General features: G+C 70.4%; 15 protein-coding genes. 8 read left to right on the top strand and 7 right to left on the bottom strand.

Translation table 11 applies throughout. From position 1 onward, the window contains the following. The first annotated feature begins 2 nt into the window (after window positions 1–2). The 4 genes from addB to map all read left to right on the top strand — a co-directional run bounded on the left by addB (window position 3) and on the right by map (window position 7,948). Complete coding sequence (gene addB, locus G3M62_RS00590) at window positions 3–3,002, top strand: double-strand break repair protein AddB (RefSeq protein ID WP_165183962.1); 3,000 nt, start codon at window positions 3–5, stop codon at window positions 3,000–3,002. A gap of 142 nt (window positions 3,003–3,144) precedes the next feature. Beyond that, complete coding sequence (gene addA, locus G3M62_RS00585; RefSeq protein ID WP_165183961.1) at window positions 3,145–6,639, top strand: double-strand break repair helicase AddA; 3,495 nt, start codon at window positions 3,145–3,147, stop codon at window positions 6,637–6,639. Between the two features lie 107 nt (window positions 6,640–6,746). Then, window positions 6,747–7,082, top strand: a complete 336-nt coding sequence (gene trxA, locus G3M62_RS00580) for a thioredoxin (RefSeq protein WP_165183960.1) — start codon at window positions 6,747–6,749, stop codon at window positions 7,080–7,082. A gap of 119 nt (window positions 7,083–7,201) precedes the next feature. Next, window positions 7,202–7,948: a type I methionyl aminopeptidase gene (map, locus tag G3M62_RS00575; RefSeq protein ID WP_165183959.1), complete on the top strand. Its 747-nt coding sequence runs from the start codon at window positions 7,202–7,204 to the stop codon at window positions 7,946–7,948. Window positions 7,949–7,951: 3 nt separating this feature from the next. Here the strand turns inward: map and G3M62_RS00570 are convergent, their stop codons facing one another. After that, window positions 7,952–8,062, bottom strand: a complete 111-nt coding sequence (locus tag G3M62_RS00570; protein ID WP_165183958.1) for a hypothetical protein — start codon at window positions 8,060–8,062, stop codon at window positions 7,952–7,954. 97 nt (window positions 8,063–8,159) lie between these two features. Beyond that, entirely contained in the window at window positions 8,160–8,807 is a 648-nt protein-coding gene (locus G3M62_RS00565; protein WP_165183957.1) for a TetR/AcrR family transcriptional regulator, read from the bottom strand. 92 nt (window positions 8,808–8,899) lie between these two features. On the opposite strand from G3M62_RS00565, the gene G3M62_RS00560 reads away from it, so the two are divergent. Beyond that, complete coding sequence (locus G3M62_RS00560) at window positions 8,900–9,565, top strand: O-methyltransferase (RefSeq protein ID WP_165183956.1); 666 nt, start codon at window positions 8,900–8,902, stop codon at window positions 9,563–9,565. Window positions 9,566–9,579: 14 nt separating this feature from the next. On the opposite strand, the gene G3M62_RS00555 is transcribed toward G3M62_RS00560, so the two are convergent. The 3 genes from G3M62_RS00555 to ftsY all read right to left on the bottom strand — a co-directional run bounded on the left by G3M62_RS00555 (window position 9,580) and on the right by ftsY (window position 11,860). Then, entirely contained in the window at window positions 9,580–10,164 is a 585-nt protein-coding gene (locus G3M62_RS00555) for a MarR family winged helix-turn-helix transcriptional regulator (protein ID WP_165183955.1), read from the bottom strand. Window positions 10,165–10,295: 131 nt separating this feature from the next. After that, window positions 10,296–10,913: an inner membrane-spanning protein YciB gene (locus G3M62_RS00550; RefSeq protein WP_165183954.1), complete on the bottom strand. Its 618-nt coding sequence runs from the start codon at window positions 10,911–10,913 to the stop codon at window positions 10,296–10,298. 2 nt (window positions 10,914–10,915) lie between these two features. Continuing rightward, complete coding sequence (gene ftsY / locus G3M62_RS00545) at window positions 10,916–11,860, bottom strand: signal recognition particle-docking protein FtsY (protein WP_165183953.1); 945 nt, start codon at window positions 11,858–11,860, stop codon at window positions 10,916–10,918. Between the two features lie 35 nt (window positions 11,861–11,895). Here ftsY and G3M62_RS00540 point away from each other — a divergent pair, with 35 nt between their 5' ends. Genes G3M62_RS00540 through G3M62_RS00530 form a run of 3 tightly spaced genes read left to right on the top strand, consistent with a single transcriptional unit; the run spans window position 11,896 to window position 13,615 of the window. After that, on the top strand, window positions 11,896–12,525 hold the full coding sequence (locus G3M62_RS00540) for a trimeric intracellular cation channel family protein (protein WP_165183952.1): 630 nt from the start codon (window positions 11,896–11,898) through the stop codon (window positions 12,523–12,525). A 29-nt stretch (window positions 12,526–12,554) separates the two neighbouring features. Further along, entirely contained in the window at window positions 12,555–13,076 is a 522-nt protein-coding gene (locus tag G3M62_RS00535) for a hypothetical protein (RefSeq protein ID WP_165183951.1), read from the top strand. Next, on the top strand, window positions 13,073–13,615 hold the full coding sequence (locus tag G3M62_RS00530; RefSeq protein ID WP_165183950.1) for a hypothetical protein: 543 nt from the start codon (window positions 13,073–13,075) through the stop codon (window positions 13,613–13,615). Before G3M62_RS00535 ends, G3M62_RS00530 begins: the two co-directional genes overlap by 4 nt. Here G3M62_RS00530 and G3M62_RS00525 read toward each other — a convergent pair. Both G3M62_RS00525 and G3M62_RS00520 read right to left on the bottom strand, forming a co-directional pair. Beyond that, window positions 13,603–14,043 carry a GFA family protein gene (locus G3M62_RS00525; RefSeq protein WP_165183949.1) on the bottom strand — a complete coding sequence of 147 codons (441 nt, stop codon included), beginning with the start codon at window positions 14,041–14,043 and terminating at the stop codon, window positions 13,603–13,605. The two genes, G3M62_RS00530 and G3M62_RS00525, sit on opposite strands and share 13 nt — an antisense overlap. 8 nt (window positions 14,044–14,051) lie before the next feature. Then, on the bottom strand, window positions 14,052–15,149 hold the full coding sequence (locus G3M62_RS00520) for an endonuclease/exonuclease/phosphatase family protein (RefSeq protein WP_165183948.1): 1,098 nt from the start codon (window positions 15,147–15,149) through the stop codon (window positions 14,052–14,054). Between the last annotated feature and the right edge of the window lie 2 nt (window positions 15,150–15,151).

Here is a 15,151-nt window from a genome sequence, read left to right as displayed (position 1 = left end):
CCATGGTCGGCCCCTTCGACCGCCCGGGGCCAAGATGGTTCTCGATCCCCGCCCACCGGCCCTTCGTCGAGGACCTGGCGCGCGGGCTGCTGGACGCCCTGGCGCCGCTGGGGCCCGAGGCCCTGCCCGCCGCCACCGTCCTGACTCCCACGAGGCGCGGCGCCCGCGCCCTGGCAGACGCCTTTGTCGCGGCCTCTGAAAGCTTGGGAAGGGGCGGCAAGGCCCTGCTGCTGCCGCAGATCCGGCCGCTGGGCGACCTGGACGAGGGCGAGCCGCCATTCGAGCCGGGCGAACTGAGCCTGGACCTGCCGCCCGCCGTCTCCTCGCGCCGCCGCCGGTTCGAGCTGGCGCGGCTGGTCGCCGACAACAGCCACCTGCTGTCGTTCCAGCCCCAGGCCGGCCAGGCGCTGGAGATGGCCAAGGCCCTGGCCGAGTTCCTCGACAGCTGCCAGATCGAGGAAGTGATCACCGACGACGGCCGCCTGGACGGCCTGGCCGAAGGGGATCTCGCCCAGCACTGGCAGGTCTCGGCCCGGTTCCTGAAGGCCGTGCTGACCGCCTGGCCCAAGCGGCTGGACGAGATGGGGCTGATCGACGTCAGCGACCGGCGCGTGCGGCTGCTCAACGCGCTCTCGGACCAGTGGGAAGCCAACCCGCCGCAGGGCGTGCTGGTCGCCGCCGGCTCGACCGGCACGGCCCCGGCCACGGCCCGCCTACTGCGGGTGATCGCCAACCTGCCCCAGGGCGCGGTCGTGCTGCCGGGCCTCGACGACGGCCTGGCCGACGACGCCTGGGACCAGATCGAGGGCGTGCAGGGCGAGCAGCATCCGCAGGGGGCGATGAAGCGCCTGCTGGACGGGGCCGGGGCGACCCGCGCCGACGTCCGCCCCTGGTGGCCCGAGGCCGACAGCCGGGGCCGCTGGCGTCGCCGCCTGATCAACGAGGCCCTGCGTCCGGCCCAGGCCACCGCCGACTGGCTGGCCCAGATCGACCGGCTTCGCGCGGAAGCCCCAGGCCTGGATCCGATCGAGGAGGGGCTGAAGGGCCTGTCCCTGGTCAATGCCCGCACCGAGGAGGAGGCGGCCGTCGCCTGCGCCCTGCTGCTGCGCGAGGCCCTGGAGACCCCTGGCCTGACCGCCGCCATGGTCACGCCCGACCAGGAGCTGGCCCGGCGGGTCAACGCCCGGCTGGTGCGCTGGGGCGTGATCCCCGACAGCTCGGCCGGCGCGCCCCTGGCCGCCAGCGCCGCCGCCATCCTGGCCCAGCATGTGGCCGGCCTGGCGGTGGATCCGCTGGATCCCGTGCGCCTGCTGGCCGTCGCCAAGCACCCGCTGCTGCGCGGCGATCTGGATGTCGCTCGCGACCTGGAGCGCTACGGCCTGCGCGGCCCCGCCCCACGCGACGCGGCGCAATTGCTGGAGCGGCTGGAGAAATATCCCGACGCCAAGACCCTGATCGAGCGCGTCCTGGCCGCCGCCCACCGGGTCGCCCTGCCCTATGTCGCCGACCCCAAGGCTGGCCAGCCGGCCGCCGCCGCGCGGGCCCTGGTCGAGGCGCTGGAAGCCCTGGCCAATCCCGCCGACCTGTGGGCCGGGTCGGCGGGCGAGAGCCTGGCCAGCCTGCTGTCGTCGCTGATCACCGACGGTGTCGTCCTGCCGCCGGCCTCGGCCATCGGCTTCGCCGACCTGTTCGACCGCATGGTCAACGAGGAGACCCTGCGCACCGGCGGGGCCACCCACCCGCGCCTGCGGATCTTCGGGGCCATCGAGGCGCGGATGGTGCGGGCCGACCGGCTGATCCTGGCCGGGCTGGAGGAGGGGATCTGGCCGCGCGGCGCGCCGATCGACCCGTTCCTGTCGCGGCCCATGCGCGCCAAGCTGAACCTGCCGCCGCCCGAGCGCCGCATCGGCCTGACCGCCCACGACTTCGCCCAGGCCGCCTGCGCGCCCGACGTGATCCTGGTCCACAGCGAGCGACGCGGCGGGGCGCCGGCGGTGGAGAGCCGCTGGCTGTGGCGGTTGAAGACCCTGGCGCGCGGCGCCGGCCTGCGCCTGACCGAGCGTCCTGATGTCCTGGCCTGGGCCCGCGACCTGGACGCCCCCGGCCCCTACGCGCCCATCGCCCGCCCGGCCCCGACGCCGCCGGTCGCCGACCGTCCGCGCAAGATGGCCGTCACCCGCGTCGAGGCCCTGACCCGCGACCCCTACGCCGTCTGGGCCCGCGACATCCTCAAGCTCTATCCGCTGGACCGTCCCGACGAGCCGGTCGAGGCGCGGGCGCGCGGCACGGCGATCCACGCGGCGTTCGAGAAATTCGCCGAAGAGCATCCCGGTCCCGTGCCGGAGAACGCCGCCGAGATCTTCGCCGGCCTCTATCTGGGCGAACTGGAAGCGGCCGGCATGCCCGCCGCGGCGCTGGCCCGTGAACGCGCCCTGGCGCGCGAAGCCGCCCTGTGGGTCGCCGATCTGGAAACCCGCCGCCGCGCCGGGGCCGAGCGGATCGTCGTGGAGGCCGCCGGCGAACTGACCTTCGACATCGGCGGCCGGCCCTTCACCGTCACCGCCAAGGCCGACCGCATCGAGCCCACCGCCGACGGGATGGCCCACATCCTCGACTACAAGACCGGCGCCGCGCCATCGAAGAAGCAGGTCGAGACCGGCTTCTCGCCCCAGCTGACCCTGACCGCCGCCATCCTGCGCGAAGGCGGCTTCAAGGACATCGGCCCGCGCGAGCCCGGCGACCTGACCTATCTGCGCGTCACCGGCCGCAAGCCGGCGGGCGTCGAGGAGGTGCGGGCCGCCGCCGGAGTCGACGCCCAGGAGGCGGCGATCAAGGCGCTGAACGGCCTGCGGGCGCTGATCGAGCGCTACGACAATCCGAGACAGCCGTATCTGTCGCGCGTGGCGCCGCAGTTCGTGCACGACCATGCGGGGGATTATGGGCACCTGGCGCGGGTGTTCGAGTGGTCGACGAGCGGTGACGACGGGGAGGGCGGCGAATGAGCCTCCCCCTCTCCAGTAAGGTCCTCCCCCTGTGGGGGAGGTGTCGGCGGAGCCGACGGAGGGGGGAATGTTTCCCCGTCGCCGCTCTATCCCCCCACCGATCGCTTCGCGATCGCCTCCCCCATGGGGGGAGGACCTAGACATGTCCGACGCTCTGACCACCACCATCGACCCCCAGCGCATCGCCGCCGATCCGGCCATCTCGGCCTTCGTTACGGCCAACGCCGGCTCGGGCAAGACCAAGACCCTGATCGACCGGGTCGCGCGCCTGCTGCTGGCCGGCTCGTCGCCCGAGGCGATCCTGTGCGTGACCTACACCAAGGCCGCCGCCGCCGAGATGCAGCGCCGCCTGTTCGAACGCCTGGGCGAATGGTGCGTCACGCCCGACGTCAAGCTGCGCGAGCAGTTGGGGTCTCTGGAGGGCCGCGACCCCGCCGACTTCAGCCACAAGCAGCTGTCCGAAGCGCGGGGCCTGTTCGCCAAGGCGCTGGAGACGCCGGGCGGGCTGAAGATCCAGACCATCCACGCCTTCTGCGAAAAGCTTCTGCGGCGCTTTCCGCTGGAGGCCGGGGTCTCGCCGGGCTTCCAGGTGATGGACGACAGCGCCTCGGCCGCCATCGCCCAGGGCGCCCTGCGGCAGGTGGCGACCTGGGTCACCGATCACGACGATGCGTTCGCGGAGGCCTATGCCCGCTTCTCGGTGGCCCTGGACTTCGCCAGCTTCGAGGCGATGTTCGCCACCTTCGAAAGCCAGCGCGGGGCGATCGGCGAGTATCTGGACAAGGTCGGCGGCCTGCAGGGCGCGGTCGACGACGTCTGGAAGGTCTGCGGCTTCCACTACGGGGCCAGCAGCGTCGCGGACGTCATGGCCGAAGCCATGGCCGAACTGGACCGCGACCTGTGGCGCGCGGTCGCCGACGTGCTGCTGAACGGCACCAAGACCGACATCAAGTGCGCCGGGCAACTGCGGGCCGTGGCCGTCGATCCCGACGCCGATCTCGACCAGGCCCTGGCCGCCCTGTTCACCGAGAAGGGCGCCGGCACGCCCGCGACCTGGCCGGCCAAGACCTCGGGCCTGAAGGCCCACGAGCATCTGCGCGTCCGCCTGCTGGCCGAGCAGGAGCGGCTGGAGGAAGCCCGCGAATGGCTGCGCGCCGCCCGCGTGGCCGAGGACAGCAGCGACGCCCTGCGGCTGGCCGCCCTCTACGTGACCTCGCACCAGATCGAGAAGGACGCCCGGGGCGCGCTGGATTTCGCCGACCTGATCGACAAGACCAAGGTGCTGCTGACCCAGAAGGTCGACGCGGCCTGGGTGCTGTACAAGCTGGACGGCGGCATCGATCACATCCTGCTGGACGAGGCCCAGGACACCGCCCCCGAGCAGTGGGCGATCCTGCGGGCCCTGACCTCGGACTTCTTCGCCGGGGCCGGCGCGGTGCGCTGGCGCGAGCAACACAAGAACCAGGCTCAGGACGCCCGCACCCTGTTCGTGGTCGGCGACGAGAAACAGTCGATCTACTCGTTCCAGGGCGCCGATCCCCAGCGCCTGCTGGCCGAGACCCAGAGCTATATCGCCCAGATCACCGACGTCGGACAGGTAGGCAAGGCCGTGCCGCTGATCACCTCCTACCGTTCGACGGTGGAGGTGCTGAGCTTTGTCGACGCCCTGTTCTCGGCCCCGGAGACGCGGTCGGGCGTGCCCGCGCCGGCCGGCGAGGACGTGGTGCGCCACACCCCGTTCCGCGTCGACCACAAGGGCTGCGTGGACCTTTGGCCGCTGGAGCGCGAGCTGCCCGGCGAGGAGCGCGAGGCCTGGGACGCGCCGCTGGACGCCGAGACCGAACACGGCGCCAACCGGCGCCTGGCCGAGAAGATCGCCATCGAGATCCAGGCGCTGATCCGACGCGGCGACGCGGTGTTCGACAAGGAGACCCGCCAGTGGCGTCCCGCTCACCCCGGCGACATCCTGGTGCTGGTGCGCCGGCGCAAGGCGCTGTTCGAGGAGGTGCTGCGGGCCCTGAAGCGGCGCGGCGTGCCGGTGGCCGGGGCCGACCGCCTCAGCCTGTCGGCCCACATCGTGTTCGACGACCTGCTGGCGCTCGGCCGGTTCTGCCTGTTCCCCGACGACGACCTGACCCTGGCGGCGCTGCTGAAGAGCCCGGTCTGCGGCCTGTCGGACGACGATCTCTACGCCCTGGCCAAGGGGCGGCCTTCCACCCTGTGGCGGGCCGTGAACGAGCGCGCCGCCGAGCAGCCGGCCTGGTCCGCCGCCCGCGACCTGCTGCGCTGGGCCCTGGCCGAGAGCCGCCGCAAGCAGCCGTTCGAGTTCTACGCCCTGCTGCTGGGCCGGGTGGACGACAGCGTCCGCTCCAACCGCGCCAAGGTGCTGACCCGCCTGGGGGAGGAAGCCGCCGAGGCCCTGGACGAGTTCCTGGCCCAGATCCTGGCCGCCGAGCAGCGCGGCGTGCGCGACCTGGAGGCCCTGGTCGCCGACTTCGCCAGCCTGGATATCGTGGTCAAGCGCGAGATGGAGGGCGCGCGCCAGGAGGTGCGGGTGATGACCGCCCACGGCTCCAAGGGCCTGGAGGCGCCGATCGTCTTCCTGCCCGAGACCACCATGAAGGGCGGGGCGCGCGGCTCGCCGCTGATGCAGACGCAGGACGGCGGCTTCCTGTGGTGCGCGTCCAAGGCCAATGACTGCGCGGCCTCGGCCGAGGCTCGCGAGCGCCGCGAGAAGAAGGACGCCGAAGAGGCCCTGCGCCTCTACTACGTGGCCCTGACCCGGGCGCGGGATCGCCTGGTCCTGTGCGGCCGGATCGACGCGCGGACCAAGGACGAGAACGTCGGCGGCTGGTACGCCGCCGCCCAGGCCGCCTTCGCCCACGAGGACATCGCGCCGGGCGTCCGCGAGATCTCCGATGACGGCCGCAAGCGCTTCGGTCCCGATCCGATGAAGGCCGAGGTCCTGGCTCCGCGTTTGGCGCCCGCCTTAGTGCCAACGCCCGCCTGGACCCTGGCCCCGGCCACGCCCGAGACGCCCGCCGCCCGCTACGCCGCCCCCTCGACCCTGGAGGACGAGGCCCGAGGCAGCGCGCCTTCGCCCCTGGCGGCGGTGTCGGGCCTGGGCCGCTACCGGCGCGGCGAGATCATCCACCGGCTGCTGCAGCTTCTGCCCGACATCGAGCCCGCCGGTCGCCGGACCGCCGCCGGCCGGCTGCTGGCCGCCGAACGCGACCTGACCGACGACCAGCGCGCCGAGATGGCGGCAGCCGCTTTCGGGGTGCTCGAGGACGATCGCTTCGCCGCCGTGTTCGGCCCTGGCTCGCGGGCGGAAGTCTCGGTGGCCGGCGGGGCGCGCACGCTGCCGGCCGAGCTGAAGATCTCCGGCCGGGTCGACCGTCTGGTGGTCACGCCGCAGCGCGTCCTGGTGGTCGACTACAAGACCAACCGCCCCTCGCCCGACCGCATCGAGAACGCCGATCCGGCCTATCTGTCGCAGATGGCGGTCTACGCCGCCGTGCTGGCCGAGGTGTTCCCCGACCGCCCGATCGAGGCCGCGATCGTGTGGACGGACGGTCCCAAACTCATGGCGGTTCCAGAAAAGGTGATGGCCGCCGCCCTGGCCCGGCTGTTCTAGATCATTGCCGAGGGGCTCGCGGGTCCCTAAATCTTGCTGCAAGACGGGGAGCGAATCCCCGAAATGACAGTTTCTAGCGCGCCCCCGAGCGCAGATGGAGCCAAGAGATGAGCACCGTGACGGTGACCGACGAGTCCTTCGAGAAGGACGTCCTGCAGGCCGACAAGCCGGTTCTGGTCGACTTCTGGGCCGAATGGTGCGGGCCCTGCAAGCAGATCGCCCCGGCCCTGGAGCAGATCTCAGAGGAACTGGCCGACTTCGTCACCGTGGCCAAGGTCAATATCGAGGACAGCCCCACCACCCCGTCGCGCTACGGCGTGCGCGGCATCCCGACCATGATGCTGTTCCGCGGCGGCCAGATGGCCTCGATGAAGGTCGGCGCGATGCCCAAGGCCAAGATCCTGGAATGGCTGAACGAAGCCGGCGTGCACCAGCCCGCCTAGGCGTTCGCCGCTTTAGACTTTGATCGTCAGCCGCCCGTCTCGTTCGCGAGGCGGGCGGTTTGCGTTTGCGCCGGCCCGCCCGACCCGACATCGTGCGCCGACGACCACGGAGACCCGCCATGACCATCGAGAACGAAGACCAGCTGGACAAGCTGCGCGCCGTCGGCGGCCTGGTGGCCCGCACTCTGGCGGCGATGGGCGCGGCGCTGGAGCCCGGCATGACCACCCAGGAGCTGGACGACTACGGCCGCGCCCTGCTGGAGAAGGAGGGCGCGCGGTCGGCGCCCGAGCTGACCTACAACTTCCCGGGCGCGACCTGCATTTCGGTGGGGCCCGACTGCGCCCACGGCATCCCCGACGGCACGGTGGTGAAGGCCGGCGACCTGATCAATATCGACGTCTCGGCCGAGCTGGACGGCTATTTCGGCGACACGGGCGCCAGCTTCGCCGTGCCGCCGGTCAGCAAGCGCATCGAGCGCCTGTGCCGTGACGGCCGCCGGGCGATGTGGGCCGGCATCCGGTCCGTGAAGCCGGGCGGGCGGCTGAACGAGGTCGGCCGCTCGATCGAGGCCTTCGCCCAGAAGAACGGCTACAGCCTGGTGCGCAACCTGGCCAGCCACGGCGTCGGCCGCTCGCTGCACGACGATCCGGCGGAGATCCCGACCTGGCACGAGCCGCGCGACCGCCGGATCATTCCCGAAGGCCTGGTCTTCACGATCGAGCCGTTCCTGTCGCTCGGCGCGGACTGGGTCGAGGAGCTGGACGACGGCTGGACCCTGCGTCCGCCCCAGCGCCAGGCCACGGTGCAGTACGAGCACACCCTGGTCGCGACCCGAGGCGGGCCGCTGATCCTGACGCTGGCGTGAGGACTACTTCTTCCCCGGCGTGACGATGAACGGCGAGGCCGAGACCGGGGCGGCCTTCTTGTCCGCCTTGGGTTTGCGGACTTCCTTGTTGGACTTCTTCTGACCCTTGGCCATCGTGGTTCCTGCCTGGACGCTCGCGCGCCGGGGATGTCCAGCGGGCCGAGCCGCCCTTTCGGCGTGGCGCGATCCTAGAGCTTCGCCGGGCGGGGGCCTAAGGCTTTCGGGCGGCGGCGCGCTCCAGGCTCTCAAGATAGGCGCCGAACATGTCGGCCATGGCGTCGGCATAGGCCGCGATCTCGGCGGGCGTCCGGGGGCTCTCCGAGAAGGCCTTGCCCACCTGGCTGAGCGTGTCCTTGACCAGGTCGCCGGCCAGGACTCGCGCCGCCTCTGGGACCCCGGGCAGCACCTCGCGCATGAAGCCCTGCACGATCCCGGCGCCCGCCGCCTTGGCGTCCTGGGCCTCGGGCGCGTCGCGATACAGCGGCGCGGCGTCGCCCAGCGCCACGCGCATCTCCGCTTCCTCGCATTCGGAGCGGATGAAGGCGTGCACCAGGTCGCGCAGCCGCTCGAACGGCGGACGCTCGGCGTCCTCGAGGATGGCGCGCAGCAAACCGGTGGTCTGGCGCCACTCGTCGCTCTGCAGCCGAAACAGGATCGCGGCCTTGTTGGGGAAGTACTGATAGACCGAGCCGACGCTGACCCCGGCCTTCTCGGCCACCCGCGCCGTGGTGAAGCGCTGGGCGCCTTCCTTGGCCAAAACCTGAACAGCGGCCTCCAGGACGGCCGCGACGAGGTCGGTCGAACGGGCCTGTTTGGGCTGTTTCCTTGAGGAAATCCGGGGACTTGGGCGATCGGTCATCGGGGCTCGAGGCGATGCGAATAGTCAACCTGACGAATTAGTCGCATTTTTCGGGGCGGCGCAAGGACGCGCCGTTCAGACCGGAATTTCCCATGACCACCCTGACCACCGCCCCGGTGGCGCCCCTGCTGGATCGCCTGTTCGAAGAGGCCGACGCCGCCTCGCCGATGAACAGCCCCCTGGCGGCCGCCCTGTCGGTCGAACAGCACCGCCGCCTGATGCAGAGCAAGACCGACTATCTCGACTTCTACAGCCAGATGAAGGACTTCCCGCTGGCGGTGTCGCGCGAGACGGGCGCGCTGCTCTACATGCTGGCGCGCGGCTGCGGGGCGCGGACGATCGTCGAGTTCGGAACCTCGTTCGGCCTGTCGACCCTCTATCTGGCCTCCGCCCTGCGCGACAACGGCGGCGGGGTGCTGATCACCACCGAGTTCGAGCCGTCCAAGGTGGCGCGCGCCAGGGACAACCTGACCGCCGGCGGCCTGATCGACCTGGTGGAGATCCGCGAGGGCGACGCGTTACAGACGCTCGGCGCCGACCTGCCAGAGACGATCGACCTGCTGTTGCTGGACGGCGCCAAGGCCCTCTACCCGGACATCCTCGGCCTGGTGGAAAGCCGCCTGCGGCCGGGCGCGCTGATCGTCGCCGACAACGCCGACTACAGCCCCGACTATCTGGCGCGCGTCCGCTCGCCCGAGGCGGGCTACCTGTCCACGCCGTTCGCCGAGGACGTCGAGCTGTCGATGAAGCTGGGCTGAAGCCCGGTCGAGGATCAGGCGGCCTTCTTGGCCGCCTTTTCCTTCTTGGGCTTCTTGTCCTTCTTGCCGTCCTTGTGGGCGACCTTCTCGGCCTTGGGCGCCTTCAGCTTCTTGGCCTTGGCTTCCGGCTCGGCGTGAACGTCGGTGACGGCCATGTCGGCCAGCAGCTCCAGGAAGCCCTCGCGCTTGCTGGGCTTGAGCAGGGCCAGGATGCGGGCGTCGGCCATGGCCACCTTGGGGCGGCTTTCCTCCAGCACGGCGGCGCCGGCGGGGGTCAGGCTGACGGTGTTGGCGCGGGCGTCCTGGTCGGAGCGATGACGCTCCAGGTGGCCCTTGGTGATCATCCGGGCGACCATGTCGGCCAGGGTGGAGCGGTCGATGCCGGTGGCGCGGACCAGGCCCGTCTGGGTGACGCCCTCGTTCTCGGCCACGGCGGCCAGGACAGCGAACTGGCGCTGGGTGATCCCGCCGGTTCCGCTCTCCTCGGCATAGATGTCGAGAGCCAGTTGCAGGACCCGGTGCAGGAGATGGCTGGGCGAACGGGCCAAGGCCCCGCCGTGATCGCTCTTGCCGTCCTTATCGCCCTTGGTCTTCGCCATGGTCCGTCCGTCCCTCGTTTCCGTCGACGGACCTTTATGTACCACGGTTACACGTCGTTTTGACGACAGATGGTCCGTGGGCTGCCGGTTAGGCTCCTACGCCATTCGCGGGGATGAGCGGATCAAAGAGATCAGAACCCCGCGTCCGGCGGTTCGGGGGTCTGGGCCTCGTCGCCCTTGGCGATGTGCTTCATCATGAAGGGCACCTGGCTGAGCGAGAACAGCAGGGCCAGGGGCAGCAGGCCGATTCGGAACTTCACCCACATGTCGGTGGTCTGGGTGAGGCGGACCAGCTCGTTGGCGACGGCGGCGAAGGCGAAATAGCCGCCATAGCGCAGGGTCAGGGTGCGCCAGGCCGTGTCGGGCAGATGGATGGCCTCGCCCATCAGGGCCTTCAGCGGCGCGCGGCCGGTCAGCACGCCGCCGATCATGAAGATCGCCAGGGCGGCGTTGACCACCGTGACCTTGATCTTCACGAATACGTCGCTGTGGAACACCAAGCCCAGGGTCCCGAAGATCAGGGCCATGACGCCGGAGAACAGTGGCAGCAGGGCCACGCGGCGCTCGACGGCGTAGCCCAGGATCAGGGCCAGGGCCGAGGCGGCGACCAGCACCCAGGTGGCGGTCTGGAAGTTCTTTGTGAGGAAGAAGGCCGCGGCGAAGGCGATCGGCGCGCCGTAGTCGACGGCGGTGCGCACCCAGGCGGCGTTCTTCTTCTTCGGGGTCTCGGCGGGCGGCGTGTCGGTCATGATCAGTCTTCCAGGCCCACCAGCGAACGCGAGAAGGCGCGCGCGTCGAACGGTTGCAGGTCGTCGACGCCCTCGCCGACGCCGATCAGCTTGATTGGGCTGTCGGAGGCGCGGGCCACGGGCACCAGCACCCCGCCGCGCGCGGTGCCGTCCAGCTTGGTCATCACGATGCCCGACACCCCGACCTGGTTGCCGAAGATCTTCTCCTGGGCCAGGGCGTTGCGGCCGACCGTGGCGTCCAGCACCAGCAGGGTCTCGTGCGGCGCGTCGGCGTCGACCTTCTTGAGCACCCGGATGACTTTCAGGAGCTCGTCCATCAGGCCCTGCTTGTTCTGCAGGCGACCGGCGGTGTCGATCAGGACCACGTCGTGGCCCTCCAGCTTGGCGCGCTCGACGGCCTCGTAGGCCAGGGCGGCGGCGTCGGCGCCGGGCGGCCGCGACATGAAGTCGGCCCCGGCGCGGTCGGCCCAGACCTTCAGCTGCTCGACGGCGGCGGCGCGGAAGGTGTCGCCGGCGGCGATCAGCACCTTGGCCTTCTTGTTGAGGGTCAGGTCCGAGGCGATCTTGCCCAGGGTGGTGGTCTTGCCCGAGCCGTTGACGCCGATGAACAGCACCACATAGGGCTTGGGCCCCGATAGGGGATCGAACACGCCTTCGCGGTCGGACAGTTCGGCCATGACCAGCTCGGCCAAGGCTTCCTTGACCTCGGTCTCGGTCGACGACTTGCCGAACCGCGCCTTGCCGAAGGCGTCGGTGATGCGCGCGGCGATCTGGGGGCCCAGATCCGCCTCGATCAGCATCTCTTCCAGCTGGTCCAGCTGTTCCTGGTCCAGCGGCTTCTTGACGAAGACGCCGGTGACCTGCTCGGTCATCTGCTGGGACGACCGGGCCAGGCCCGACGTCAGGCGCTGGAACCAGCCTTTTTTCTGCTCGGGCTTTTCGCTCATGGCGTTCCTTTAGCGGCACGTGGCATGAAACGCCAATGGACGCGCTATCGACCACCCTATTCTGGCTGGATTACGCCGCCGTCGCCGTGTTCGGGGCGACCGGCGCGCTGGCGGCCGCCCATCGCAAGCACGACATCATCACCTTCGGCTTCTTCGCGGCCATCACCGGGGTGGGCGGCGGCACGTTGCGCGACCTGCTGATCGGCGCGCCGGTGTTCTGGATCCAGCGACCCGGCTACGTGATGGTCTGTCTGGCGGCGGCCGTCGCGGTCTGGATGCTGGGCAAGCGCGGCTGGCGGTTCCGGGCCCTGCTGTGGCTGGACGCCCTGGGCATGGCCGCCTACTGCGTGGTCGGCACCGCCAAGGCGCTGAGCCTGCACGTCCATCCGTTCACGGCGATTGTCATGGGCGTACTGACCACCGCCTTCGGCGGCGTGATCCGCGACGTGCTGGCCGAGGAGCCGAACCTGCTGCTACGCCGCGAAATCTACATCACCGCGGCCCTGTTCGGCGCGGCGGTGTTCGCGGGACTGACCACGCTGTTCCATCTCGACTTCTGGCCCGCCGGGATCGCCGGCTTCGCCACCGCCTTCGGCCTGCGGGCCTGCGCCCTGAAGTTCGGCTGGAGCCTGCCGGGGTTCGCCGGGGGCGAGGAGGAGGCTTGAACAAGCACAGGCCGCGGTTCGAGGATGAGATGACGATCATCCTCCAGGGTCGCCGTACGTCGGACATCGTCTATCTGGGACTCTATGTGGCCTGGCTGGGCTTGGTTGTCGGCCTGGTGATCGACGGCGTCTTTCACGGCTCTCGCGACGATCCCGGCATCGGCGTCTTCGCGGTCCTGACCCTGCCCGTGCTGGCCTGGGCCTTCATGGGATCGGTATCGCGGCTGCGGAACCACCAGCCCTTCTTCCAGGCCGACGCTCAAGGACTACGGCTGCATCCCAGCTTCGCGCCCGCGCCCCTGCCCTGGTCGGCCATCCGCTCGCTGTCGATCCAGAGCGACCCGTACGGCAGAAGTCGAGGCCTCGGCGCACGGGGCCAAATCCGGGTGCTGCTGCGAGAGCCCTCGCGCTCTCTGAGCTACCCCTGGGGCTCGCTCGAAGTCCGGATGCGGCTGATGGACCTCGATCTCTCCCACAGGGAGGCGGCCGACTTGCTACGACGACTCAAGGTGCTGCGCGGGTCCGGCGCGCACGCGGAAGACGACGTATGACCCATGCGAACCGGTTCGAGGGCGAGACGACGATCAAGCTGCAAGGCGGCCCGGCCAACAGTCTGTTCTATCTGACCATCACCCTGGGATTTATCGCCGCCATGGGCTGGTCCGTCGTCTCGGCCATGGGCCGGCCGCACGGCGCCGGCGAGCTTCTGGCGTGCCTGGTCGCGATCCCGCCAGCGATCTGGTTCGCGGCCAGCCTTGTCTGGCGACTGACGGACCCGAGCCCGCTGTTTCAGGCCGATCATCAGGGCCTGCGCCTGCATCCGAGCCTTCTGTTCCGGCCACTCCCCTGGACGATGATCAAGTCGCTTTCGCTCCAGAAGTCGCCGATCCGAGGCGTCGCCGCCAAGGACGTCCGAATTCTTCTCAAGGAACCGGCGCGCGGCCTGATGGCCCCCTTCGGCACGCGCGAATTTCGCCTTTCGCTCCAGGCCCTGCGGCTGTCCCCACGGGACGGCGCCGATCTCCTGCGCCAGTTGCGTCGGCTACGAGCAGACCAATCCTCGGCGGAAGAGGAAATTCAGGTCTCGTGATCCGGATGTTGCCGGCTGACCACCGCGCCCGATGGCCCCATCGGCGGTCGCACCGGCATGTCGACCAGGTGGTCCATCCAAGCGGGACGCCCCTCGACGGCCAGTTGGACGCCCGGCTCCACTCGCGACGGGTCGTCGAAGGCGAAGACGGCCAGGTCGATCTTGTCGATGCTCCATTCGTAGGTCAGGGGCGTGCCGCAGGCGGCGCAGAAGCCACGCCGCACCGCGTCGGAGCTCTGGAAGCGGGCGGGCGCGCCGCGCGTCCAGGTCAGGTCGGCGATATTGACGGTGACCAGGGCCCCGAACGGGCCGGCGAAGGCCTTCTGGCACATGCGGCACCAGCAGATCGAGGCGCGGCCCGGCTCGCCCTCGACCCGGAAACGCACCGCGCCGCACTGGCAGCCTCCGGTCAGGGGAAGATCGGACATGACGGACCTCAGGGCTTGTGCGGCGGAACCCGCAGGGCGGGGATCGGCGTCAGACGGAAGGTCACTTCATAGGCGTCGTGGTCGGACAGCACCGGCCCGCCGGTGGCCGAGCCGTCGAAGCGGGCCTCCACCTGGATCGGCCGGATCGCCACCTTGTCGCCGGGCTTGAAGCCGATCAGGTCCTGGGTGTCGAGCCAGGGCGCGTCGCCGTCGGCCGAGATCTTGGCGTCGCAGCTTTCCGGCGTCTGGAAACAGACCTGGCTGACCACCTCGAACGGATAGCGCTGCATCACGTAGTCGTAGCGGTCCGGCGCGTGCATGACGTTGAAGTCGCCGCCGACGATCAGCGGCGCGCCGGGCGTGCGGTCGGTCGCCATGAACTGGCCGAGCTCGGCGGCCTGCAGATGGTGGGCCGAGCGGTTGCGATTGCGCGGCACGCCCGAGGCGCCCTTGGAGTTCAGGTGGGTGTCGGCGATCTCGACCGGAACCGGCAGGCCGGGCACGTCGAGACTGACCAGCATCACCCCCTTGTTGGCCAGGCAGTCCAGGCCCGCGCAATAGTGGTAGGCGTGCGACTTGACCCAGTTGATCGGGTGGTTGCTCAGCACCCATAGGCCGCTGGAGCCCCACTTGCCCCAGCCCTCGCCCTTGCGGCGGTATTTCACGCGCTTGTAGCGCGGATAGTCTTCGCGGTTCAGTTGGCTGCCATCGCGCTGCTTCTTGCGCGGGCCCTTGGCGACATAGGGATAGCCGGACAGCTCGATCAGGTCGTCGACCTCGTCGCGGAAACCTTCCTGCAGCAGGACGACGTCGGGCTCGATCCCCTTTTCGCGCAAGGCCGCCAGCTGGGCGCCGATGGCCTTGAGCTTGGAGCCCCGCCCGAACCGCACCGGCCAGGGCAGGCCCTCGACATTGTAGGTCATGACGCTGAGCTCGATCGGCTGGATCGGGCCGATCGGCGTGAACGCGGCGGGCGGGGTGTCCTCGGTGGCCGGCGCGGGGATGGCCGGCACGAGGGGAACCGCCTGGGCCCCCGTCTGAGCAGGCGCCAGGGTCGGCGACAGCAGGGCCGCGACCAGCACGGCGATCAGGCGGCGACCGTTCATGC

The sequence above is a fragment of the Caulobacter soli genome, assembly GCF_011045195.1.
Taxonomy (GTDB): domain Bacteria; phylum Pseudomonadota; class Alphaproteobacteria; order Caulobacterales; family Caulobacteraceae; genus Caulobacter; species Caulobacter soli.
The sequence above is the reverse complement of the archived record's forward strand: the minus strand, read 5'-3'. Positions and strand labels throughout refer to the sequence as shown.